The 23695-nt window shown below is 59.3% G+C and carries 20 protein-coding genes and 2 pseudogenes; 13 read left to right on the top strand and 9 right to left on the bottom strand.

Annotated elements, in window-relative coordinates; genetic code table 11:
• Positions 1-98 precede the first annotated feature (98 nt).
• The 6 genes from AERO9A_RS05625 to AERO9A_RS05600 all read left to right on the top strand — a co-directional run bounded on the left by AERO9A_RS05625 (position 99) and on the right by AERO9A_RS05600 (position 6659).
• A complete protein-coding gene (locus tag AERO9A_RS05625) occupies positions 99-1007 on the top strand; it encodes a glutamate/aspartate ABC transporter substrate-binding protein (protein WP_159970948.1) in 909 nt (302 codons plus the stop codon).
• 217 nt (positions 1008-1224) lie between these two features.
• Positions 1225-1971: an amino acid ABC transporter permease gene (locus AERO9A_RS05620; protein WP_159970947.1), complete on the top strand. Its 747-nt coding sequence runs from the start codon at positions 1225-1227 to the stop codon at positions 1969-1971.
• Positions 1968-2636 carry an amino acid ABC transporter permease gene (locus AERO9A_RS05615; RefSeq protein ID WP_178111103.1) on the top strand — a complete coding sequence of 223 codons (669 nt, stop codon included), beginning with the start codon at positions 1968-1970 and terminating at the stop codon, positions 2634-2636. Before AERO9A_RS05620 ends, AERO9A_RS05615 begins: the two co-directional genes overlap by 4 nt.
• On the top strand, positions 2633-3367 hold the full coding sequence (locus tag AERO9A_RS05610) for an amino acid ABC transporter ATP-binding protein (RefSeq protein WP_159970946.1): 735 nt from the start codon (positions 2633-2635) through the stop codon (positions 3365-3367). The genes AERO9A_RS05615 and AERO9A_RS05610 overlap by 4 nt, the downstream gene beginning before the upstream one ends.
• A gap of 110 nt (positions 3368-3477) precedes the next feature.
• Positions 3478-5343 (top strand): ATP-binding protein, encoded by a 1866-nt coding sequence (locus AERO9A_RS05605; protein WP_178111102.1) that lies wholly within the window; start codon positions 3478-3480, stop codon positions 5341-5343.
• A complete protein-coding gene (locus tag AERO9A_RS05600; RefSeq protein ID WP_159970944.1) occupies positions 5340-6659 on the top strand; it encodes a sigma-54 dependent transcriptional regulator in 1320 nt (439 codons plus the stop codon). Before AERO9A_RS05605 ends, AERO9A_RS05600 begins: the two co-directional genes overlap by 4 nt.
• A 152-nt stretch (positions 6660-6811) precedes the next feature.
• On the opposite strand, the gene fdhA is transcribed toward AERO9A_RS05600, so the two are convergent.
• The 8 genes from fdhA to AERO9A_RS05560 form a co-directional block, all read right to left on the bottom strand.
• Entirely contained in the window at positions 6812-8011 is a 1200-nt protein-coding gene (fdhA, locus tag AERO9A_RS05595; protein WP_159970943.1) for a formaldehyde dehydrogenase, glutathione-independent, read from the bottom strand.
• Positions 8012-8333: 322 nt separating this feature from the next.
• Positions 8334-9197, bottom strand: coding sequence for a formyltetrahydrofolate deformylase (gene purU, locus AERO9A_RS05590; protein ID WP_159970942.1), 864 nt, complete (start codon positions 9195-9197; stop codon positions 8334-8336).
• A 123-nt stretch (positions 9198-9320) separates the two neighbouring features.
• Positions 9321-9950 carry a sarcosine oxidase subunit gamma gene (locus AERO9A_RS05585; RefSeq protein WP_159970941.1) on the bottom strand — a complete coding sequence of 210 codons (630 nt, stop codon included), beginning with the start codon at positions 9948-9950 and terminating at the stop codon, positions 9321-9323.
• Positions 9943-12966 carry a sarcosine oxidase subunit alpha gene (locus AERO9A_RS05580; protein WP_159970940.1) on the bottom strand — a complete coding sequence of 1008 codons (3024 nt, stop codon included), beginning with the start codon at positions 12964-12966 and terminating at the stop codon, positions 9943-9945. The genes AERO9A_RS05585 and AERO9A_RS05580 overlap by 8 nt, the downstream gene beginning before the upstream one ends.
• Positions 12963-13271 carry a sarcosine oxidase subunit delta gene (locus AERO9A_RS05575; protein ID WP_159970939.1) on the bottom strand — a complete coding sequence of 103 codons (309 nt, stop codon included), beginning with the start codon at positions 13269-13271 and terminating at the stop codon, positions 12963-12965. The genes AERO9A_RS05580 and AERO9A_RS05575 overlap by 4 nt, the downstream gene beginning before the upstream one ends.
• A gap of 187 nt (positions 13272-13458) precedes the next feature.
• Positions 13459-14709, bottom strand: a complete 1251-nt coding sequence (locus AERO9A_RS05570; RefSeq protein WP_159970938.1) for a sarcosine oxidase subunit beta family protein — start codon at positions 14707-14709, stop codon at positions 13459-13461.
• 132 nt (positions 14710-14841) lie between these two features.
• Positions 14842-16095: a serine hydroxymethyltransferase gene (gene glyA, locus AERO9A_RS05565; RefSeq protein ID WP_159970937.1), complete on the bottom strand. Its 1254-nt coding sequence runs from the start codon at positions 16093-16095 to the stop codon at positions 14842-14844.
• Between the two features lie 690 nt (positions 16096-16785).
• Positions 16786-17085, bottom strand: coding sequence for a hypothetical protein (locus AERO9A_RS05560; protein ID WP_159970936.1), 300 nt, complete (start codon positions 17083-17085; stop codon positions 16786-16788).
• Positions 17086-17322: 237 nt separating this feature from the next.
• Between AERO9A_RS05560 and AERO9A_RS05555 the strand changes: the two genes are divergently transcribed.
• Positions 17323-18363 (top strand): low specificity L-threonine aldolase, encoded by a 1041-nt coding sequence (locus tag AERO9A_RS05555; RefSeq protein WP_159970935.1) that lies wholly within the window; start codon positions 17323-17325, stop codon positions 18361-18363.
• 66 nt (positions 18364-18429) lie between these two features.
• Here the strand turns inward: AERO9A_RS05555 and AERO9A_RS05550 are convergent.
• Positions 18430-18621 (bottom strand): annotated as a pseudogene (locus AERO9A_RS05550) (2Fe-2S iron-sulfur cluster-binding protein); the annotation flags it as partial.
• On the opposite strand from AERO9A_RS05550, the pseudogene AERO9A_RS22435 reads away from it, so the two are divergent.
• The 6 genes and pseudogenes from AERO9A_RS22435 to AERO9A_RS05520 form a co-directional block, all read left to right on the top strand.
• Positions 18613-18828: pseudogene (locus AERO9A_RS22435) on the top strand (threonine aldolase); the annotation flags it as partial. The pseudogenes AERO9A_RS05550 and AERO9A_RS22435 sit on opposite strands and share 9 nt — an antisense overlap.
• Positions 18829-19126: 298 nt before the next feature.
• The gene (locus tag AERO9A_RS05540) at positions 19127-20275 is read left to right on the top strand and encodes a PAAR domain-containing protein (RefSeq protein ID WP_159970933.1); all 1149 of its coding nucleotides are present in this window, start codon (positions 19127-19129) and stop codon (positions 20273-20275) included.
• Between the two features lie 49 nt (positions 20276-20324).
• Positions 20325-20786 carry a hypothetical protein gene (locus AERO9A_RS05535; RefSeq protein ID WP_159970932.1) on the top strand — a complete coding sequence of 154 codons (462 nt, stop codon included), beginning with the start codon at positions 20325-20327 and terminating at the stop codon, positions 20784-20786.
• A gap of 389 nt (positions 20787-21175) precedes the next feature.
• Positions 21176-21481 (top strand): hypothetical protein, encoded by a 306-nt coding sequence (locus AERO9A_RS05530; protein WP_159970931.1) that lies wholly within the window; start codon positions 21176-21178, stop codon positions 21479-21481.
• Between the two features lie 83 nt (positions 21482-21564).
• A complete protein-coding gene (locus tag AERO9A_RS05525; protein WP_159970930.1) occupies positions 21565-22371 on the top strand; it encodes a hypothetical protein in 807 nt (268 codons plus the stop codon).
• 85 nt (positions 22372-22456) lie between these two features.
• Positions 22457-23452 carry a DUF4917 family protein gene (locus AERO9A_RS05520; protein WP_159970929.1) on the top strand — a complete coding sequence of 332 codons (996 nt, stop codon included), beginning with the start codon at positions 22457-22459 and terminating at the stop codon, positions 23450-23452.
• Positions 23453-23695: the final 243 nt, after the last annotated feature.

Below are 23695 nucleotides of genomic sequence, written 5' to 3'. Positions count from 1 at the left end.
ATCAGGCGTCCTCGACAGGCCTGGCATGCAACCTGCTCTAGTGATGGCGGTATGTGTAACCCCGCGCCATCACAACAACAACGTCGAGGAACCCATTGATGCGTACCTTCCACCGCGTACTGAGCCTGGCCATTGCCGCCGCCGTCCTGTCCACCCCGGCCATGGCCGAGGAGCTGACCGGCACTCTGAAGAAGATCAAAGAAACCGGCACCATCACCCTGGGCCATCGCGACTCGTCCATCCCCTTCTCCTATTTCGGCGATGCCTCCGGCCAACCGGTCGGCTACTCCCATGACCTGCAACTGAAAGTGGTCGATGCGCTGAAGCAGGAACTGGGTATGCCGGACCTGAAGGTGCGCTACAACCTGGTCACCTCGCAGACCCGTATCCCGCTGGTGCAGAACGGCACCGTCGATCTGGAATGCGGCTCCACCACCAACAACGTCGAACGTCAGCAGCAAGTGGCATTCTCGGTGGGCATCTTCGAGGTGGGCACCCGCCTGCTGACCAAGAAGACCAGCGGCGTCAACGATTTCACTGATCTCAAGGGCAAGAACGTGGTGACCACCGCCGGCACTACCTCCGAGCGCCTGATCAAGGCAATGAACGCCGAGAAACAGATGGGCATGAACGTGATTTCCGCCAAGGATCACGGCGAATCCTTCCTGATGCTCGAATCCAACCGCGCCGTGGCCTTCATGATGGACGACGCCCTGCTGGCCGGTGAAATGGCCAAGGCCAAGAAGCCGGACGACTGGCACGTGGTCGGCACGCCGCAGTCTTTCGAGATTTACGGCTGCATGCTGCGCAAGGGTGATGAGGGCTTCAAGCAGGTGGTCGACAAGGCCATCAGCGCCACCTTCGCCTCTGGCGAGATCAATACCCTCTACAACAAGTGGTTCGAGCAGCCTGTTCCGCCGAAGGGCCTGAACATGAACTTCCCCATGAGCGACGAGCTGAAAAAGCTGATCGCCAATCCCACCGACAAATCTGCAGAACAGATCTGACGGTATACCTGCGTTAGCTTCACAAGAGCTAGCACAGCACCGTAGGGCGGGTGAAGCCCGCAACCCGATCGTCCACAACGATTCTGGCGGGTTGCACCCGCCCTACGGTTCTTTCTCCTGAGCGATAAGGGGCACAGCCGCTACCCGCGGCTGGGGCATGCTGCCGCGTGCTCGGCCCCTTTCAACCCAAGCTTTAGCCACACGGGGGTCACCCGCAATGAATTACAACTGGGACTGGGGTATCTACTTCAAGTCCACCGGCATCGGCAGCGAAATCTATCTGGACTGGTTCATCACCGGCCTGGGCTGGACCATCGCCATCGCCCTGGTCGGCTGGCTGATCGCCCTGGCGCTGGGCTCGCTGCTGGGCGTTATGCGTACCGTGCCGAACCGCCTGATTTCCGGGATCGCCACCGCCTACGTGGAAATCTTCCGCAACGTGCCACTGCTGGTGCAGCTCTTCCTCTGGTACTTCCTGGTGCCGGATCTGCTGCCCGAGCCGCTGGAGCTGTGGTTCAAGCAGGATCTCAACCCGGCTACCTCGGCCTATCTGTCGGTGGTGGTGTGCCTTGGCCTGTTCACCGCGGCGCGAGTGTGCGAGCAGGTGCGTACCGGCATCCAAGCACTGCCCAAGGGCCAGACCGCTGCGGCCTACGCCATGGGTTTTCGCCTGCCGCAGATCTACGCCAACGTGCTACTGCCACAGGCGTTTCGCATCATCATTCCGCCGCTGACCAGCGAGTTCCTCAACATCTTCAAGAACTCCTCGGTGGCATCCTTGATCGGCCTCATGGAACTGCTGGCGCAGACCAAGCAGACCGCCGAGTTCAGCGCCAACCTGTTCGAGGCCTTCACCCTGGCCACGCTGATCTATTTCACCCTGAACATGAGCCTCATGATGATCATGCGCGTGATCGAGAAGAAGGTTGCGGTACCAGGCCTGATTTCCGTAGGGGGTAAATGATGGACTTTTCCCCGATTATTCCGGCCCTGCCAGGAATGTGGAGCGGCATGCTGATGACCCTGCAACTGATGGTGCTGGGCGTGCTCGGTGGCGTTGCCCTGGGCACGCTGCTGGCGCTGATGCGCTTGTCGCACAACAAGCTGCTGGCCAACTTCGCTGCCACTTACGTCAACTACTTCCGCTCGATCCCGCTGCTGCTGGTGATTACCTGGTTCTACTTCGCGGTGCCGTTCATCCTGCGCTGGATCACCGGCGAAGACACCCCGGTGGGGGCGTTCAGCTCGTGCCTGGTGGCCTTCGTGATGTTTGAGGCGGCGTACTTCTGCGAGATCGTCCGCGCCGGTATACAGGCCATCCCCAAGGGCCAGATGGGCGCAGCGTCGGCCCTGGGCATGAGCTACGGGCAATGCATGCGCCTGATCATCCTGCCGCAGGCCTTCCGCAAGATGACCCCGCTGCTGCTGCAACAGAGCATCATCCTCTTTCAGGACACCTCGCTGGTGTACACCGTGGGCCTGATGGACTTCCTCAACGCCGCTCGCTCGCGTGGCGATATCATCGGCCAGCCCCATGAGTTTCTGATCTTCGCCGGCCTGGTCTACTTCACTGTCAGCTTCGCCGCTTCGCAACTGGTCAAGCGTCTGCAAAAAAGGTTAGCCGTATGATTTCCATTAAAAACGTCAACAAGTGGTACGGGGACTTCCAGGTGCTGACCGAGTGCAGCACCAAGGTGAACAAGGGCGAAGTGGTGGTGGTATGCGGGCCATCGGGCTCGGGCAAGTCCACCCTGATCAAGTGCGTCAACGCGCTGGAGCCTTTCCAGCAGGGCGACATCAACGTCGATGGCACCTCCATCGCCGACAAGAAGACCAACCTGCCCAAGCTGCGCTCGCGCGTCGGCATGGTGTTCCAGCACTTCGAGCTGTTCCCGCACCTGACCATCACCGAAAACCTGACCATCGCGCAGATCAAGGTGCTTGGCCGCAGCAAGGAAGACGCCACCAAGAAAGGCCTGGCCCTGCTTGACCGCGTCGGCCTGTCGGCGCACGCACACAAGCATCCGGGGCAGCTCTCCGGCGGCCAGCAGCAGCGTGTGGCCATCGCCCGCGCCCTAGCGATGGATCCGGTGGTGATGCTGTTCGACGAGCCGACTTCGGCCCTCGACCCGGAGATGGTCAACGAGGTGCTCGATGTCATGGTGCAGTTGGCCAACGAGGGCATGACCATGATGTGCGTGACCCATGAGATGGGCTTCGCACGCAAGGTGGCCGACCGGGTGATCTTCATGGACCGTGGGCAGATCGTCGAGGACTGCGCCAAGGAGGAGTTCTTCGGCGATATCAACGCCCGCTCGGAACGCGCGCAGCAGTTCCTGGCGAAGATTCTCCAGCACTAAGGCACGCCCAGGACAATCGCCGGGTACAACACTGCACCCGGCGATTGAGCACCTGCAATCGATGGGCAGGCCTACGACTACCCCATCCTATCCAGCCGCAAAGGACTGTGATGCAATATCTCACCGCCAGTCCTCATGCCGACCTGATCGTGAAAACGCGCCTGCTTCGTCACTTCTCGCTGGTCTGCCTGCTCCTGATCCTGGTGCTGGGCAGCGGCTACGCGGCCTATCTGCTCAGTGACCGCAGCGGCATTCAGACGCTGGCCGAAAATGGCGAACGGCAACTCGAACTCAATGCCCGCGCAGTAGAAAGCGAGATCACCAAATACACCTACCTGCCCAGCCTGCTGGAGCTCGAAGGCAACGTCTCACGCCTGCTGCAATTCCCCACGGCTTACCGCCGCCATCACGTCAATCTGTACCTGGCCGGGCTGAACCAGCGCAGCGGCAGCCTCGCCATCTACGTGCTCGATCTGGACGGGCGAGTCATCGCCACCAGCAACTGGGATCGCGCCGACAGCTACCTGGGTGAAGACCTGTCGTTTCGCGCCTACTACCAAGACGCCGTGCAAGGCAAAGCCGGACGCTTCTACGGCATCGGCAGCACCACAGGCGAGGCCGGCTACTACCTCTCCCACGGGCTACGCGAAAACGGCAAGATCATTGGCGTGGCGGTGGTCAAGGTACGCCTCGATACCCTGGAAGAGCGTTGGCAGCGCGCCCATCTGGAGGCGTACGTCAGTGATGAGAACGGCATCATCATCCTCTCCAGCACCCCGGCACGCCGCCTCAAGGCGGTACAGACACTCGACGACGCCACCCGCGAGCGCCTGGCGCGCAGCCTGCAATATCACTGGGCGGCGCTGGAAGAGCTGCAGTTCGCCGAACGGCACGCAATAGGGCCCGGTCTGGAACAAGTCAGCTTCAAAAGCGCAGGCAGCATGACGCGCTACTTACTGCAAACCCGCCCGCTGGTCGACACGCCCTGGCACCTGACCCTGCTCAGCCCATTGCAGGAGCAGCGCAGTGCCGCCCTGCTCAACGCCCTGCTAGCCGCTGCTGCCTGCGCCTTGCTGGCCTTTCTGCTGATCGCCTGGAACGAGCGACGCAAGGTCATCGCCACGCGCCTGGCCGCCCGTGAGGCGCTGCAAGCCGTGAATGACGAGCTGGAGCGCAAGATCGTCGAGCGCACCGCCGACCTGCAGGCTAGCAACGAACGCCTGCAGGCCGAAGTGAGCGAGCGCCAGCAGGCCGAAAACACCCTGCGCCTGGCTCAGGACGAACTGGTGCAGGCCGGCAAACTGGCGGTCATCGGGCAGATGTCCACCAGCATCGCCCACGAACTCAATCAACCGCTGGCCGCCCTGCGCACCCTGTCGGCCAATGCCGTGCGCTTCCTGCAACGCGGTGCGCTGGATGTCGCCAGCAGCAACCTGCAGAACATCGCCGAACTGGTCGACCGCATGGGCAAAATCACCGCCAGCCTGCGCGCCTTCGCCCGGCGCAGCGGCGATCAGGGCGAAGCCTCGCTGCAACAGGCGGTCGATGCCGCCCTACTGCTGTTGCACCCACGCCTGCAGCGCACGCGCGTGCACATCCACCACCACTTCAGCGAGACGCGCCTGGCCATCGAGCAGATTCGTCTGGAACAAATTCTGGTCAACCTGATCAGCAATGCCCTCGACGCCCTGCAACCACAAACCGACCGGCACATCTGGCTCAGTGGCAGCGCCGAGGCCGAACAGTATCAGCTAGACGTACGCGATAACGGCCCCGGTATCGCCCCGGAAACCCGCGTGCACCTGTTCGAACCCTTCTTCACCACCAAGCCCGGCGAACAGGGCCTGGGCCTCGGCCTGACCCTCTCGGCCAGCCTCGCCGCCGCTGCTGGCGGCAGCCTCACCGTGCGCCACCCGGATGAAGGCGGCACCGCCTTCGTCCTCAGCCTGCCCTATCCACGAGAGCCGCAACCATGAGCGACAGCCTCACCGTCCTGATCGTCGAAGACGACCCCCATGTGCTGCTCGGCTGCCAGCAGGCACTGGCCCTGGAAGATATCCCTAGCATCGGCGTCAGCAGTGCCGAGGAGGCACTGAACCAGATCGACGCCGACTTCGCCGGCATCGTCGTCAGCGACATTCGCCTGCCCGGCATCGACGGCCTGGAACTGCACAAGCGCCTCAAGCAGCGCGACCCGCGCCTGCCGGTGGTGCTGATCACCGGCCACGGCGACATCGGCATGGCCGTTGGTGCAATGCGTGACGGCGCCTACGACTTCATGGAAAAACCCTTCTCCCCCGAGCGCCTGGTAGACGTCGCCCGCCGCGCCTTAGAGCAACGCAGCCTGGCCCGTGAAGTCAGCGCCCTACGCCGCCAATTGGCCGGGCGCCAAGCGCTGGAGCAACGCATCATCGGACGCTCGCCCGCCATGCAACAGTTGCGCGAGCTGATCGCCAATGTCGCCGACACCAACGCCAACGTACTGATCGAAGGTGAAACCGGCACCGGCAAGGAACTGATCGCCCGCAGCCTGCATGACTTCAGCAAGCGCCAGCACAAACAGTTCGTCGCGCTGAACTGCGGCGGCCTGCCGGAAAGCCTGTTCGAGAGCGAAATTTTCGGCCACGAGGCCCACGCCTTCACCGGCGCCGGTAAACGCCGCATCGGCAAAATCGAGCACGCCAATGGCGGCAGCCTGTTCCTCGACGAAATCGAGAGCATGCCGATCAACCTGCAAATCAAACTGCTGCGCGTGCTACAGGAGCACAGCCTGGAGCGCCTCGGCTCGAACCAATCAGTCGCCGTCGACTGCCGGGTGATCGCCGCGACCAAGGCCGACCTGGCCGAGCTGGGCAAACGTAGCGAGTTTCGCAGCGACCTGTATTACCGCCTCAACGTAGTGACCCTGGAGCTGCCACCGCTGCGTGAGCGCCGCGAGGACATCGCCCTGTTGTTCGAACATTTTCTGCAACTGGCGGCGCTGCGCTTCGACCGCGCCGTGCCGGAGTTGGATCGCAAAACCCTGGCCGCACTGATGGCCCACGACTGGCCCGGCAACGTGCGCGAACTGCGCAACGTCGCCGAGCGTTTTGCTCTGGGCCTGCCAGTGTTCAAGAAAAGCGGCCTGACCGATGGCGCCGGGCCAGGCTTCAACGAAGCCGTGGAAGCCTTCGAACGCAACCTCCTGGCCGACGCCCTAGAGCGCCACGACGGCAACCTGAGCCAAGCCGCCCAGGCACTGGGCCTGGCCAAGACCACGCTATTCGACAAGGTGAAGAAGTACGGCTTGTAGGCCGCGAAATGCGCTCATTACCGATCCCGCCCGCCGCATCAACCTGGCAAAGGCAAAGGGAGCCCGAAGGCTCCCAAAGAAAGGCGCGGACCAATGCGCCTAGGCCGTGAAACCTACCACTACCAGCCCCGGAGGCAGCCGGGGCATGGCAATTACGCGGCGCTGAAGGTCTTGTGCGGGTCGATGACGAATTTCTTCGGCACGCCTGCGTCGAACTCGCCGTAACCGCGCGGCGCGTCGTCCAGGCTGATCACCTCTACACCGACGATGTCGGCGATGTTCAGGCGATCCCACATGATGGCTTGCATCAGCGCACGGTTGTACTTCATCACTGGCGTCTGGCCGGTGTGGAAGCTGTGCGACTTGGCCCAACCGAGGCCAAAGCGAATGCTCAGGCTGCCGATCTTGGCGGCGGCATCCACCGCGCCCGGATCTTCGGTGACATACAGGCCGGGAATACCGATTTTGCCGGCCACGCGGGTGATCTGCATGAGCGAGTTGAGCACAGTGGCCGGCGCCTCGTGCTTGGCGCCTTCGTGGCCATGACCACGGGCCTCGAAGCCCACGCAGTCGATGGCGCAGTCGACTTCCGGCTCGCCCAGCAATGCTGCGACCTGCTCGTGCAGCGGGGTGTCCAGCGACAGGTCGGCGATCTCGAAGCCCTGAGCCTTGGCATGGGCCAGACGCGCCGGGTTGAGGTCACCGACGATGACCACGGCAGCGCCGAGCAGGCGCGCCGAAGCTGCAGCGGCCAGACCGACCGGGCCGGCACCTGCGACGTAAACGGTGCTGCCTGGGCCGACGCCAGCGGTAACGGCGCCGTGGTAGCCAGTCGGCAGAATGTCGGACAGGCAGGTCAGGTCACGAATTTTCTCCATGGCCTTGTCGCGATCCGGCAGTTTAAGCAGGTTGAAGTCGGCGTAAGGCACCAGCACGTATTCGGCCTGGCCGCCGGTCCAGTCGCCCATGTCGACGTAGCCGTAGGCACCGCCGGCACGCGCCGGGTTGACGGTCAGGCACACGCCAGTGTGCTGTTCCTTGCAGGAACGGCAACGACCGCAGGCGACGTTGAAGGGAACGGAAACCAGATCACCGATCTGCAGACGCTCGACGTCGCGGCCCTTTTCGACCACCTCGCCGGTGATCTCATGGCCCAGCACCAGGCCGACCTGCGCGGTGGTACGACCACGCACCATGTGCTGGTCGGAGCCACAGATGTTGGTGGAAACAACTTTCAGGATGACCCCGTGCTCGATCTTCTTGCCGCGCGGATCCTGCATTTTCGGGTAGTCGATTTTCTGCACTTCGACCTTGCCCGCTCCGAGATAAACCACACCACGATTACCAGACATGCGTAACTCTCCTTCTTTTTGTGGATACAAGACGCGGTCAATAACCGCGCGGCCTTGTACTGGAGCCTCTTGCGTCTGTTGCCGAAACCGCCGGTAAAACCTGACAGGGCGGGTTCCGTAATTAGGGTGGACAGGGCGGCATGTCCGCTTCAGCCCACCGAGTTCTTCGTTGCGACTGGTGGGCTAAAGCGGACATGCCGCCCGGCCCACCCTACAAATGGCACCGCTACTGTAGTTACCGTAGGGTGGGCTTCAGCCCACCGAAAAAATGTGTGAGCTGAAGCGGATCGCAGCCCGGCCCGCCCGATAGACAGTCACGTGATCAGGCGTTGAGCACCACCGTGCGGTTGGCGTTGAGAAATACGCGGCGATCAATGTGGTAACCCACCGCCCGCGCCAGGGTCAAGCATTCGATGTCACGGCCCTTGGCGATCAGGTCTTCTGGGTAATGGGCGTGATCCACCGCCTCCACGCCCTGGGTGATGATCGGCCCTTCGTCGAGGTCGTTGTTGATGTAATGCGCCGTGGCGCCAACCAGCTTGACGCCCTTCTGATAGGCCTGGTGATACGGCTTGGCGCCCTTGAAGCCAGGCAGCAGCGAGTGGTGAATATTGATCGCCCAGCCGTCGAGCTTCTTGCACAACTCCGGCGACAGCACCTGCATGTAGCGGGCGAGCACCACCAGTTCGGCGCCAGTGTCTTCTATCACCTTGAGTACCTGGCGCTCCTGAGCCGGTTTATCCGCCGGGTCGAGGGGGAAATGGTGGTAGGGAATACCATGCCAGCGTGCCAGCGGTTCGAGATCCGGGTGGTTGGACACCACCGCCACCACGTCCATGGCCAGTTGACCGATACGCTGGCGATAGAGCAGGTCGTTCAGGCAGTGGTCAGCCTTGGACACCATCAGCACCACCTTGGCCCGATAGCCCGGCGGGGTCAGCTCGACCTGCATGCCGAATGGCGCCAGGCGCTCGGCTACACCCGCGCGAAAGGCGGCTTCATCAAAGCCTTCCGGTTGGCGAAACTCGACGCGAATGAAGAACCGCGAGGACAAGCGATCATCGAAGCTGTGGTGCTCGGTGACGTAGCAGCGCTGCTCGAACAGAAAGCGCGTCACCGCATCCACGGTGCCGAGCACGCTCGGGCAGTGGGCGGTGAGAATCCAGGTGTCGGGGGTGCGGCTCATGCTCGGGCCCTTGGTGGCATTCGTGGGAGGGGCTTTAGCCTCGGCGTAGGGTGGATGACGCCTCACCCATCCACCATTGCGGCGTCATGGTGGACGAAAAAAGCGTCGTCCACCCTACGTGCATCAGGCCTCGACGGCGAAGCCGTACTCAGCGCTGGCATCCTGCAGCCACAACCAGAAGTAGTCGGAGAAGCTGCGGCGGATCACCAGTTCCCAGGTGTCCTCGCCGGTGTGACGAATCACCAGTTGCGACTTGGCGAACACGGTGCCCACCGCCTTGCCCACCGGGAAGTTGCTCGGGTGCACATCGTAGCTGCTGGATTTCATCAGCATCTCGCGCACCTTCGGCCCGGATAGTTCCAGCAAAGTCTGCCCGCCGCTGACGTTGACCACCGAGAAGTGCTGGCCATCGAGCGCCGCACGCAGTTTGCGCTCGACCTCGAACTCACTGCCGCCGGGCACGATCAGCAGCCACTCATCAGGGCCGAGCCATTGCAGCGAAGTGTCGCCGTCAGCCACCAGAGTCAGTGCCGAGGGTAGCTCCATGCCCAGGGCGTTGTGCACGCCACCGGCGAAAGCGGCGTCCTTGGCCTCCCCACGAATCACCAGATGCCCGCGCAGCTTCTTCTCGCGCAGAGTGATGCCGGCGTTCTTGCGGCCCTTACCGACCAGCTCGTGCAGACCGGCATGGTGCAGTGGCGACTGTCCGGCGATATCGGCGGGACGTTGTTGGTAGACGTTGACATTAGACATTCTGGCGATCCCCTTTCGGGTCATAGAACACGGAGCTACAGATTTCGGCTTCGATTACGCTGCCGTCGGCCAGCGGCGCGAACACACGCTCACCCATACGCTTGAGGCCGCCTTTGACCACCGCCATGGCGAAGCTGTAGCCCATGGCCGCACTCATGTAGCTGGAGGTGACGTGGCCGACCATCTGCATCGGGATGGACTGTTTCGGGTCGAACACCAGTTGCGCACCTTCCGGCAGCACCTGGTTCGGGTCGATGGGCTTGAGGCCAACCAACTGCTTGCGGTCTTCACGCAGGCAGTCGGCGCGGTTCATACCGCGCTTGCCGATCCAGGAGAACGGCTTGGTGCGACCAACGCACCAGCCCATGTTGAGATCATCCGGGGTCACCGAGGCGTCGGTGTCCTGGCCAACGATGATGAAGCCCTTCTCGGCGCGCAGCACGTGCATGGTCTCGGTGCCGTAGGGGGTCAAGTCGAATTCCTTGCCCGCTTCGATGATCTGCTCCCACACGCCCAGGGCGTAGTCGGCCTGCACGTTCACCTCGTAACTCAGCTCGCCGGTGAAGGAGATACGGAACACCCGCGCCGGCACGCCGCCGACCAGGCCTTCCTTCCAGCTCATGAACGGGAAGGCGTCCTTGTCCAGATCGATGTCGGTGACCTTGGCCAGCAACTTGCGGCTATTGGGGCCAGACAGGGTCATGGTGGCCCAGTGGTCAGTGACCGAGGTGAAGTACACCTTCAACTCAGGCCATTCGGTCTGGTGGTAGATCTCCAGCCACTCCATCACGCGCGCCGCGCCGCCGGTGGTGGTGGTCATGACGAAATGGTTGTCGGCCAGACAGGCGGTGACGCCGTCGTCGAAGACCATGCCGTCCTCTTTACACATCAGGCCGTATCGCGCCTTGCCCACGTCCAGCTTGGTCCAGGCGTTGGTGTAGACACGGTTGAGGAACTCGCGCGCGTCCGGGCCCTGAATGTCGATCTTGCCCAGGGTGGAGGCATCGAGAATGCCCACACTATTGCGCACGGCCAGGCATTCACGAGCCACGGCGGCATGCAGATCCTCGCCATTTTTCGGGAAGTACCAGGGGCGCTTCCACTGGCCGACGTCTTCGAACTCAGCACCGTTTTTCACGTGCCAGGCCTGCATCGCGGTGTAACGCTTGGCGTCGAACAGAGCGCCACAGTGACGCCCGGCTACGGCGCCGAAGGTCACCGGTGTGTAGTTCGGACGGAACATGGTGGTGCCCATCTGCGGGATGCTGATGCCCATGGAGCGTGCAGCGATGGCCAGGCCGTTGATATTGCCCAGCTTGCCCTGATCGGTACCGAAACCCAGTGCGGTATAGCGTTTGACGTGCTCGACCGACTCGAAACCCTCGCGGGTGGCCAGCTCGATGCCCGCCGCGGTGACGTCGTTCTGCTGATCAACGAACTGCTTGGGCGCACGCGAGGTGCTCTTGTCGTGCGGCACCTGGAACAGCGCCAGCATCGGCTCTTCGTGTAGCGTCTCGACCTGCGGCAGGCTGCCGCTGACCGCCTGGTAGCCAGCCTCAGCAGCCGCCTTGGCACCGGCCTCGAAGCCATTGGCGAGCACGTCGCCAAGGGCGAACACGCCGTTCACCGCACCGGCGTCGATACGTTGCTGAATGCCGTTGCCCGGCCCCGGCACGAAACCGAGGATGTCTTCACGCCACTCCGGGCGACCGCCCAGGTGCGAAGCCAGGTGCACCACGGGGCTGTAACCGCCGGAGCTGACGATCAGATCGCAGTCCAGCACTTCGCCGGGGCTGGTGACTTTGTGTGCCTTGACGTCGATGGCGCAGATCCGCGCACCGGTGACGCGCTTGCTGCCGCGCGCTTCGACCACCGCGCTACCGGTAAGGATACGCACGCCACGCGCACGCACGTCCTCAACCCAGGCACCGCGAGGGTTGCTGCGCGCATCGGCAACGGCCACCACCTGGCGTCCGGCATCGAGCCAGTCGAGCACCACGCGATAGGCGTAATCGTTGTTGGTCGACAGCACCAGGCTCTGGCCTGGCGCCACACCGTAGCGGCGCACGTAGGTCGACACCGCGCCGGCCAGCATGTTGCCGGGCACGTCGTTGTTGGCGTACACCAGCGGCCGCTCATGGGCGCCGCTGGCCAGTACCACACGCTTGGCACGCACACGGTGCATACGCTGGCGTGCCTGGCCCATCGGCGCGACTTCGCCGAGATGGTCGGTCAGCCGCTGATGGATGGTGAGGAAATTGTGGTCGTGGTAGCCATTGACCGTGGCGCGCGGCAGCAGGGTCACTTCCGGCAGCGCATTCAATTCGGCGATGACCTGCGCCACCCACTCGGCAGCGGGCTTACCGTCGAGGGTTTCGCGAGTGTCGAGCAGGCTGCCGCCGAACTCTTCCTGTTCATCGGCGAGGATTACCCGCGCACCGCTGCGCCCGGCGGCCAATGCGGCAGCCAGGCCAGCCGGGCCGGCACCGACGATCAGCACGTCGCAGTGCTGGTTCATCAGGTCATAAATGTCCGGGTCAACCTCAGTCGGCGAACGGCCCAGACCTGCGGCCTTGCGGATGTACTTCTCGTAGGTCATCCACAGGTTCTGCGGATACATGAAGGTCTTGTAGTAGAAGCCGGGCGGCATCATGCCGCCGCCGACCTTGCCGAGAATCCCCATCAGGTCGGTGTTGACGCTCGGCCAACCGTTGGTGCTACTGGCCACCAGGCCGCTGTACAGCGCCTGCTGGGTGGCACGCACGTTGGGAATCTGCGCCGCTTCGCTGGAGCCGATCTGCAGCACGGCATTAGGCTCTTCGGCACCGGCGGCGACGATGCCGCGCGGACGCGAATACTTGAAGCTGCGACCGACGATGTCGACGCCGTTGGCCAGCAGTGCAGCCGCCAGGCTGTCACCGGCGAAGCCTTGATAGCTCTGGCCGTTGAAGGTGAAGCTCAGCGGCTGGCTGCGGTCGATGCGACCACCTTTGGCAAGACGATTGACCTGGCTCATGCCGTTACTCCTGCGGTGGCACCCGCGGCAGTGACCGAGGGCTGCTCGCCAACCTTGTAGGTTTCGAGAATCTCGTAGGTCACGGTGTGGCGGGTGACGTTGAAATACTTGCGGCAACCGGCCGCGTGCACCCACAGCTCATGGTGGATACCGCGCGGGTTATCGCGGAAGAACATGTACTCGCCCCACTCGGCATCGCTGCAGGCTTCGGGGTCGAGTGGGCGGGCAATATGCGCCTGGCCCTTGGCATGGAACTCCTCTTCGGAGCGCAGTTCGCCACAGTAGGGGCAGAAGATGTGCAGCATGGTGGCCTCCTGAAACGCTTCCCCGCTCGCAGATGCCAACGGGGTTTATCTTGTCTCCCCTCTCCCACTTGTGGGAGAGGGGTCGGGGGAGAGGGCATTCGGCGTGAACCGCAACGCCCTCTCCCGCCCTTCGGGCACCCTCTCCCGTAAGCGGGAGAGGGCCATCAGCTTTGCGCTACGCGCGCTTTTAGTGAGCCACGGCAGCAGCGCCGTGCTCGTCGATCAGTGCGCCGGTGTGGAAACGGTCGATGGAGAACGGCTTGGCCAGCGGGTGCATTTCACCCTTGGCCAGGCTGGCGGCGAACACGTGGCCCGAGCCCGGCGTGGCCTTGAAGCCGCCAGTACCCCAACCGCAGTTGAAAAACAGGTTGTCCACCGGCGTCTTGGAGATGATCGGGCAGGCATCCGGGCAGGTGTCGACGATGCCGCCCCACTGGCGGTTCATGCGTACCCGCGAGAGCACCGGGAACATTTCGACGATGGCTTGCAGGGTGTGCTCAATGGTCGGATAGGAGCCGCGCTGACCATAGCCGTTGTAGCCATCGATACCGGCGCCGATGACCAGGTCCCCCTTGTCCGACTGGCTGATGTAGCCGTGTACGGCGTTGGACATGATCACGCTGTCGATAATCGGCTTGATCGGCTCGGAGACCAGCGCCTGCAGTGGGTGCGACTCCAGCGGCAGGCGGAAGCCAGCCAGCCCAGCCATGTAACCGGAGTTACCGGCAGTGACCACGCCGACACGCTTGGCGCCGATAAAGCCCTTGGTGGTTTCCACACCAATCACCGCACCGTTCTGCTTGCGAAAGCCGATGACCTCGGTGTTCTGGATCAGATCAACACCCAGGGCATCGGCGGCACGCGCGTAGCCCCAGGCCACGGCATCGTGACGGGCAACGCCACCGCGACGTTGCACGGTGGAGCCCATGATCGGGTAGCGGGTGTTCTTGCTGCAGTCGAGGTAGGGAATCTCCGCCTCGACCTGCTTGGCATCGAGCAACTCGCCATCCACGCCGTTGAGGCGGTTAGCGCTGACGCGGCGCTCGGCGTCACGCATGTCCTGCAGGGTGTGGCAGAGGTTGTAGACGCCACGCTGGGAGAACATGACGTTGTAGTTGATGTCCTGCGACAACCCTTCCCACAACTTCATCGCGTGCTCGTAGAGCTGCGCAGACTCGTCCCACAGATAGTTGGAACGCACGATGGTGGTGTTGCGCGCGGTGTTACCACCGCCGAGCCAGCCCTTTTCCACCACGGCGACGTTCTTCACGCCAAATTCCTTGGCCAGATAATAGGCCGTAGCCAGGCCATGGCCGCCACCGCCGACGATGACCACGTCGTATACCGGCTTGGGCGTCGGGTTGCGCCACATGCGCTGCCAGTTCTCATGGTGGCTAAACGAGTGCTTGAACAGGCCGAAGCCGGAATAACGTTGCATGGGCATGCTCCAGTTTTTACTCCCCTCTCCCGCTTGCGGGAGAGGGGCGGGGAGAGGGTCACGTGGTGTGGATCGCGCCTCATCGATCCACCAATAAGCGGTGGAAGGACACAGCACCTTCCACCCTATGAATTACCGATAGACCGGGTAATCCGCGCACAGCCCGGCCACCAGCTTGGCCACCTGCGCCTCGACATCGGCATCGCCGAGGTGATCAAGGATGTCGCAGATCCAACCGGCCAGGCTCTGACACTGGGCGACCTTGAAACCACGAGTGGTCACCGCCGGGGTGCCAATACGGATGCCCGAGGTGACGAACGGCGACTGCGGGTCGTTCGGCACGGCGTTCTTGTTCACGGTGATACCGGCGCGACCGAGGGCGGCATCAGCCTCCTTACCGGTCAGGCCCTGCTTGATCAGGCTGAGCAGGAACAGGTGGTTGTCGGTGCCGCCGGAAACGACCTCGTAACCCCGCTCGACGAACACGGCAGCCATGGCCTGAGCGTTATCGATCACCTGCTGCTGATAAGCCTTGAAGCTCGGCTCCATGGCCTCCTTGAAGCACACGGCCTTGGCGGCAATCACGTGCATCAGCGGGCCGCCCTGGGCACCAGGGAATACGGCGGAGTTGAGTTTCTTCTCGATTTCTTCGTTGGCCTTGGCCAGGATCAGGCCGCCACGCGGGCCGCGCAGGGTCTTGTGCGTGGTGGTGGTGACCACATCGGCGAACGGAATCGGGTTCGGGTACAGACCGGCAGCGACCAGGCCAGCGACGTGGGCCATGTCGACGAACAGCAGCGCACCAACCTTATCAGCGATGGCACGAAAACGCGGGAAGTCGAGGGTTTTCGAGTAAGCCGAGAAACCCGCGACAATCATCTTAGGCTTGTGCTCGACGGCCAGACGCTCAACTTCGTCGTAATCGATCAGGCCAGTAGCGGTGTCCAGGCCGTATTGCACGGCGTTGTACAGCTTGCCCGAGGACGAGACCTTGGCACCGTGAGTCAGGTGGCCACCGTGAGCCAGGCTCATGCCAAGAATGGTGTCACCGGCGTTGAGCAGCGCCAGGTAAACCGCTGCGTTGGCCGAAGAACCGGAGTGCGGCTGGACGTTGGCGAAGTCAGCGCCGAACAGCTCTTTGGCTCGATCAATGGCAAGCTGCTCGACCTTGTCGACGTACTCGCAACCGCCGTAATAGCGCTTGCCCGGATAGCCTTCGGCGTACTTGTTGGTCAGACCGCTGCCCTGCGCTTGCATGACGCGCTGGCTGCAATAGTTCTCCGAGGCGATCAGCTCGATGTGCTCTTCCTGACGGCGTTCTTCTTGATTGATCGCCGCGAGCAACGCGTCGTCGTAACCCTGAATCTGATCCTGCTTGCTGAACATCTCGACTCTCCTGCGACGCCTGCTGGCGGCGATCTTGGACGGGTGGGCAGAAGCGCCCTGTGCAGCGATGGTAGGGCCGCACCTGCCCCATCAAATGCCTGCCAACGCCGCAAGAGCATTCGTTTGCGACATGCCGGTGTCGCAAACAGGCGCCTCGCAATCGCCCCGCCAAACCATACACAAAACAGGTGGATCAAACTGTGGATAAAGCCTGGACAGACGCCCCTAGGCCGCGACAGCCGGGCGCTACCGAGCCACGCTCACTTCTTGAGCAATATCAGTCAGTTAGCAACTTAGAGAATGCACAGAAACAGTGGAACAGGCTGTGGAAAACCTGTAGTCACCTGCCTGCAGCCATTGCCGCCTGAGGCTCATAGCGGATTGCGCACCCCGCATACAGCGAGAGGCAATGGGCGACTTATCCACCTGCGACAGACGCGGCGGAGGTCACGAGCATGGGGATATACACAGAAGATGTGGATGAAACTGTGCATAGGCTGTTCGGCGCGCGCGCCAGGCCAGGGTATACGGGCGCTCCCGATAAACGACTAAAAAACGAACAGGATCAATCAGATAGCGATTGCTTGTGCACAAATATCGTGGACTTTCCTGTGCACGGCCTGTGGATACATGGCGCAAGGCCAGAGCCAGCGAGACTCCGGCACGAACGCCTGCGATTCACTCAGGCCATCACGGCTTGAGCTCACCACTGCAGGAGCTGGACGCCTTCACCAGACGCTGCTGCAACGCCTGATCAGGCGGCGACTGACGACTCATGGCCTGCAGCTCGTCAGCACTGAACTCCTGGCTGACGCGCGTAACCGCACACTCGCAATAGGCACGCAGTTGCGGCTCTTCATAGCCTGCCGGGGCGCCTGCGATGCACTGCTGAACGAAGTCAGTCTTGGCCTTGTCCGACCACTCGGCAGCAGAAACAGGCAATGCCAAAGCCAGCGGCAAGGCAGCGGCGAGCAGGTGACGATAGGTCATGGGAAACTCCTTCATCTAATGACAGATGGCGAACCGAATGCCGCCCTCCCAAGGTGGGAGCCCGCCCAAAGGCGTCGAGTTCCCTCGCTAAGCCGAACGGTCGGTCAGGTTTTGCCCTGGCAGTACGCATCGACGCAATAACTCGTCGCCGCCACGCAGGCCAAACAAGGCTGGCCCGGAGTACAGTCATGATTTTGCCGACGCCTTTATCGACGGCAACCGAGAAGGAACATATCCATGCCCGAAAATGCCCAGCAATTTGCCAGCGACAACTACTCCGGCATCTGCCCCGAAGCCTGGGCGGCCATGGCCGAGGCCAACCAAGGCCATCAACGTGCCTATGGCGATGATGAGTGGACTGCGCGCGCCGCCGACCACTTCCGCCGCCTGTTCGAAACCGACTGCGAAGTGTTCTTCGCCTTCAACGGCACCGCCGCCAACTCCCTGGCCCTGGCCTCGCTGTGCCAGAGCTACCACAGCGTGATCTGCTCGGAAACAGCCCACGTCGAAACCGACGAATGCGGCGCGCCGGAGTTCTTCTCCAACGGCTCAAAACTGCTGCCAGCCAAGACCGAGAACGGCAAGCTGACCCCACAAGCGATCAGCGAAGTCGCGCGCAAACGCCAGGACATCCACTACCCGAAACCACGCGTAGTCACCCTCACCCAGGCCACCGAAGTCGGCACGGTTTACCGCCCGCAAGAAGTGCGCGCCATCAGCGCAACCTGCAAGGAGCTCGGCCTGCATCTGCATATGGACGGTGCACGCTTCTCCAACGCCTGCGCCTTCCTCGGCTGCAGCCCCGCCGATCTGACCTGGAAAGCCGGCGTCGACGTACTGTGCTTCGGCGGCACCAAGAATGGCATGGCCGTGGGCGAAGCCATCGTCTTTTTCAACAAGGCACTGGCCGAAGATTTCGACTACCGCTGCAAACAGGCCGGTCAGTTGGCCTCGAAGATGCGCTATCTGTCTGCGCCCTGGGTCGGCATTCTGCAGGATGACGCCTGGCTCAAATACGCCAAACACGCCAACCGCTGCGCGCAACTACTGGCCAACCTGGTCGAAGATGTACCCGGCGTCAGCCTGATGTTCCCGGTCGAGGCCAATGGCGTGTTCCTGCAACTCTCGGAGCCAGCCATCGCCGCCCTCACCGCCCGCGGCTGGCGCTTCTACACCTTCATCGGTGCTGGCGGCGCACGCTTCATGTGCTCATGGGATACCGACGAAGCCCGCGTACGCCAGCTCGCCGCCGATATCCGCGAAGTGATGTGCGCCTAAAAACGACAGAAGCCCCGAGAGAGGGGCTTCTGACTAAGTAGCCCGGATGCAATCCGGGGAGGTCGATCAATAATCGATCGCCACGTCGCCTTTCGGCACGCTGCAGCACGACAGAATGTAGCCCTCAGCGACGTCCTCGTCGGTAATACCGCCGTTGTGCTCCATCTCCACCTCGCCGGCGGTCTTCATCACCTTGCAGGTGCCGCAGATGCCCATGCCGCAGGCTTTGGGAATGTGCAGGCCGAGCTTGGCGGCGGCGCCAATTCCCTAGCCCAAGCATCGCTGCGCCAGAACTATCACAGCGTGATCTGCTCTGAAACAGCCAAGATCAGCGCGCCAGAAATCATCTCCAACAGCCCCAAGCTGCTGGTCAAGACCAAGAACGACAAGCTGACACCACAAGCGATCCGCCTTGCTGTCATCAATCGCCAGGACATCCATGCCTCGAAACCGCGCGTGGTCACACACCCAGCCCACCGGAATCGGCACCACGCGCGCCCAACTCCGGAGTCCATTATGATGAGCAACCATGGCAGGGGTACCGTACGCCCGCCCCAGATAACTCTCCCAAACGCAGCCCAGATACAGGGCAAGAAGCTTGAAGCCGAAATATCGCCCAGACATCCTAAACCACGACTAGGTGAAACACGTCATGGAATGTAGACGGCTATTCCGGACAGAATTCACCACGTTCGATACACCAAGTAAACAGACAACTGGCACCAACCAGACATGCCTGATCTCATTGCAAGGAAGCCAATACATGTCCAAGCCCGCAGCTCGCCAAAGCGATCAAGATGCCTGCCCAGTCCCGGGGCACGCCGTCAATCCTACCGTTACCGGCTCCCCTGACGTTCTAATCAACGGTCTGCCAACTCTGCGCGTAAGCGATAGCAGTGCTTGCGGCGACACAGTTGCCGAAGGTATGAGCACCATTCTGGTCAATGGATTACCCATCGCTTTTCTAGGCAGTTCGACCAGCCACGGCGGCACGATTATTACGGGATCAGGAAATGTACTGGTTGGTAATCAGCACGCCCCTGCTCCCTTCACGCCTCCTTTATCCTTGCCTGGTGCCTATAGCTGTCAGTTGCAACTCTCTGCATCTAACGGCCAACCCTATTCGTGCCTACCTTACAGAGTGGCTCTGGAAGATGGTTCGATTCAAAAAGGGATTACCGATACATCTGGCACGACCCAAACAATCCGAACACGCACGCAAATGGCCATAGCCAGTGTGCATCTGCTGCCACCAGAACTTACCACTACCTGCTGCGGTCGGCATGCCACGAAACAATCGAGTGGAATGTCGATCCCTCTAAATGGCGTGCAAACTGCAGCGAATACAGGCACGAAAGCAGCGCCCATCTCAGTGCGTAAAAACGACAATTCCCGGACGCTCACCAACGGCGAGCTGGCTATGGCACAAAGCCTATTCAAAGACTCGGTTGACTACGCCAGGATCAAGATTCACAGCGAGGAATATCTACCTTTCGGGTTACAGCCAGACAATACTGCGATGACGCCGAATGGAGAGATGTATTTCAACCCGGACTACTACAAGGACGACTTCTCCCTCCTACCTAATGACCAACACTGGTTCATGCACGAGATGGTACATGTCTGGCAGTACCAACTGGGGTATTGGGTAAAGTTACATGGACTATTACTGCACCCTGGCACACTATGGGGACTTCTAGGTGACCCCTATCAATACGAACTGAAACCAGGTGATAAACTGCAAGACTTCAATATGGAACAGCAGGGCGACATTATCGCCGATTATTATTGCTGGTCGACCGGCAACTCGACGAGAAGCGCCAGCAGTCGCCGAGTTACCAGCATCGATATTTACAAGAGCGCACTTGGCGATTTCCTGAGTAATCCAAATGACCGCAAACTGCTACCGTAGGGTTTTACTGCCAATATTGGTCTTGGGCTTTCTGTGTGACGGGCAAGCCATGTCTCGACACCATGATGGTGAGGCGCGCGTATGGATACGCAATGGCACGTTATGTATAGGAGCAGGCGAAACCTATGAAGTATCTGGCTTCTTTTCCCGCAAGGCTCACATCGATCAAAATCAGGTCGAGCTGTATGCGATTCAAGTCAATCGTCCGTCTACTCAAGTCTGGGAAGCTAGTACACCTCCCGGAACCCTGAGTTCTAACTTGCAACTACAATCGGACACCTGTATTGAATACGGGCAACCTATTGCTTCTTATGAAAATCAGGTACCTCCTCAAAAGCTCAAGCCAGATATTTACGAAGTACTTCTACAAGCAGGTGACCAGAAGAATCGAAGGGCGTGGTTCTACAAACGCTTCTGTCTAATCGGTGAGGCTGACAACTGGTCAGTCAGAGATGCTGTTCGAATAGAGAACACGCATGAGTGGCGCTGCAAGCTCTTACCTACGCCCTAACCCCCCTAAAGCCAATGTCATTAGCTTAAGAAATTTCCCTATAAATATCATACAATTAGCGCTCCATTCAGTGCATGGGAGAAGCCCTTTTGACCACTCATTCCACACCCTTTGACACCGGCCACCAAGCCCTGGCTTGAAAATTGTACAAAAAACAACCTGTCCGTTCGATTGCCATGGCCGACTCCACGGCTGTGTTTTTGCACAGTCGCAATGGTAGAGCAAAAAGAGGAAGTCAAGCGAATAGGTTGGCCGGTCAGTGTCGGCACGATAAGGCATTGATTTAAATAGATTTTTTTGTGATGGGAATGGCGATGATGCGGAGTTAGATGGAAGGTTCTAGTATCGCTTTAGTACCGCCTTCCATCTAATCACTGTTAGAGGTGGCTATGCCCGACTGCACGAGCAAAATCAAAAAAGCGCTGGCAGAGGTGCTGACTAAGTCCGAGGAGAACGGTGATCTTGTCATTGCCACAGCTATCATCAATGACATTACCGAACCAATGGCTGAAGCGGTCAAAACTGCATACGCGGGTATATTCACAACTCAAGAGTTGGCAGCGCTGAGTAACTTAGTCTTTCAAGCAACTTCTGACGAAACATTTTACGACTGGGAAATGCCAACACTGGTTGGTTACACGCGTGAAGAGATGCAGGCGCTAGGTGCAAAGCTTCGCGAACTAGCAATCCTCTAACAAGTGGTTCAAATCGTTCGCTTCGCTCACTGGGACGGGCTAAAGCCCGCCCCTTAACCAAACGTTAAGTTGCAAGGAGAGTAATGCAGTTTCCATTCGAACTTACAAGAGCAACAAACTCAGTATCCGACGATCTTTCTGAGTTGCCTCAGCATTCAGAATATATAGCCTGTTTCGGCAAGTGCAAAAGCCTCGCAGAACTTGATAAGTTCACTAATCTAAGATTTCTTTGGATTTCAGGAGTCAATGAAAAGCAAGCGCAGATCCTACCAACGCTAGAGTCAGTCGAAACATTGGTGGTTCATGACTTAAGAACTGAGACACTTTCGTTGCTAAAGTGCTTTCCCAACCTAGAAACATTAATGATTTGGGGCAACACAAAAACCTCCAAACTAACTGAACTAGCTTACTTGAAAAAACTAAAAATCCTAGGCCTTGAGCACTTTCCTAAAATAGCAAAAATAGATGAGATTTCGCTACTTAAAAACTTAAAGATGCTTTGCCTTACAGGCAGTGTAGATGCCGCACTGAACATAGACACACTTGAGCCACTGGCAGAGTTACAAGATTTAGAGCTATTGCACATTACGAATTTAAAGGTCTCTGACGAAAGCCTTAGTTTTGTTAAAAAACTAAGGAGCCTTAAAGAACTGCAGATATCTAATCAGTTTCCAACTGCTGAGTATGCATCTCTAAAGTCAAAGCGTCCTGATATTCATTGCACACATTTTGTTCCGTACATCTTAGGTAGCTTAGAGTGCAGCAAGTGTGGTGCGGGGCAGGCAATGGTCATTGGCAAGCGAAAGCCATTTGTTTGCCCTGAGTGCCACCCTGAGAGGCTAAAAAAATACAAACGTGAATTCGAGGCTTTGGTGGCTAATGCAACTTAACAAGTCAATCAACTTCGCGCCTACGGCGCCGGACGCGCTAAAGCGCGCCGGTTATTGAGGCGTTAGGGGCAAAAAAGTTTACTCAATGACAGATTTCAATAAGGAACTCAAAGAGTGCGATGGTGAAAAATCCATTATCCTCGGAAATGGTTTTGGTATTTCATATGACATTGCGGCAGGTGAAGACAATTTCAACTGGAGCACATTGTTAGACTTATGCGATATCGAAGAAGGTAGTAGAATTCATAGCTTGTTATCGGAGTGTTATTACGATTTTGAGTTAGCGCATCAGAAAATCAATAACGCCATCGAAGTCATCAAGTTGTACGAACCAGAAAGTACGCTTGCTCAGGAACTAGAGAAGCAAATCCAACTCTTGAGAGAGCAATTGGTAATAGCTGTTTCAAATTCGCACCCCTCAGCCTTAACAACAAATTGCAATCCCCCTGAGGCTGAAAAGCGGAAAAAACGCATAGAAAAGTGTCGAGGTTTCCTATCCAATTTTCAAAATGTATTTTCTTTAAACTATGACCTACTGCTGTACTGGGTAAGGTGCTTTGAAAATATCTATTTGGGCGGTGATTCATTCGACAAGCTTGACGAAGAATTAGTTTTTGTCCCCGATGAAGACGCCAATTTCTTTTTTCCTCACGGCGCATTATTTTTGTATCGAGATGGCGTAGGGGCGACAAAATCAAGAAGCTCAAAAGACAATCCAATTCTGGCTCGTCTAGAGAACAACATCAGGAATGGAATTTTTCCAATGTGCATTTCTGAGGGTACAGGCGCACAGAAACTGGAAGCCATAAAAAACAATTATTATCTGCATTTTTCTTATAATCGTATAAAAGAATGCAAAGGCAGCATTTTTACATTTGGCTGTTCATTCCTGGACTCCAAGGATGATCATATAATCCAAGCGATGCTATTAAGCCCGGCAGAGAAAATAATTGTCGGTGAATTCAATCCAAGCAAAAAGAACTACCATCGATTAGAGTTAGCATTTGAGCATTGCCAAGCTCAATTGAAGACTAAAAAAGAAATCATAATTTCAGATACTAATGGTGTAGAAGTCTGGTAACGCCCCTAACAATCGTATATGGACTCTCCCCACAAGTAGTGAGCAATAGCTTTTCTAAGCTGTCGTCAGCGCGGTTGCATTCGTATATCCGGCCTGTTGTGGGCTTTTCGCCCTGGCCATTCTGTAGTTCACGCAGCGGGGTTCAAGCGATCACGGGAATCAGCATTGTTATCGGCCTTGTTCCGCTGCAGGACTCGCCAGTTCCGACAGTTTCGCTATTCACCACAACCACAAGAAAACCAT

This window comes from Pseudomonas sp. 8Z, assembly GCF_902506535.1.
Taxonomy (GTDB): Bacteria; Pseudomonadota; Gammaproteobacteria; order Pseudomonadales; family Pseudomonadaceae; genus Aquipseudomonas.
The sequence above is the reverse complement of the archived record's forward strand: the minus strand, read 5'-3'. Positions and strand labels throughout refer to the sequence as shown.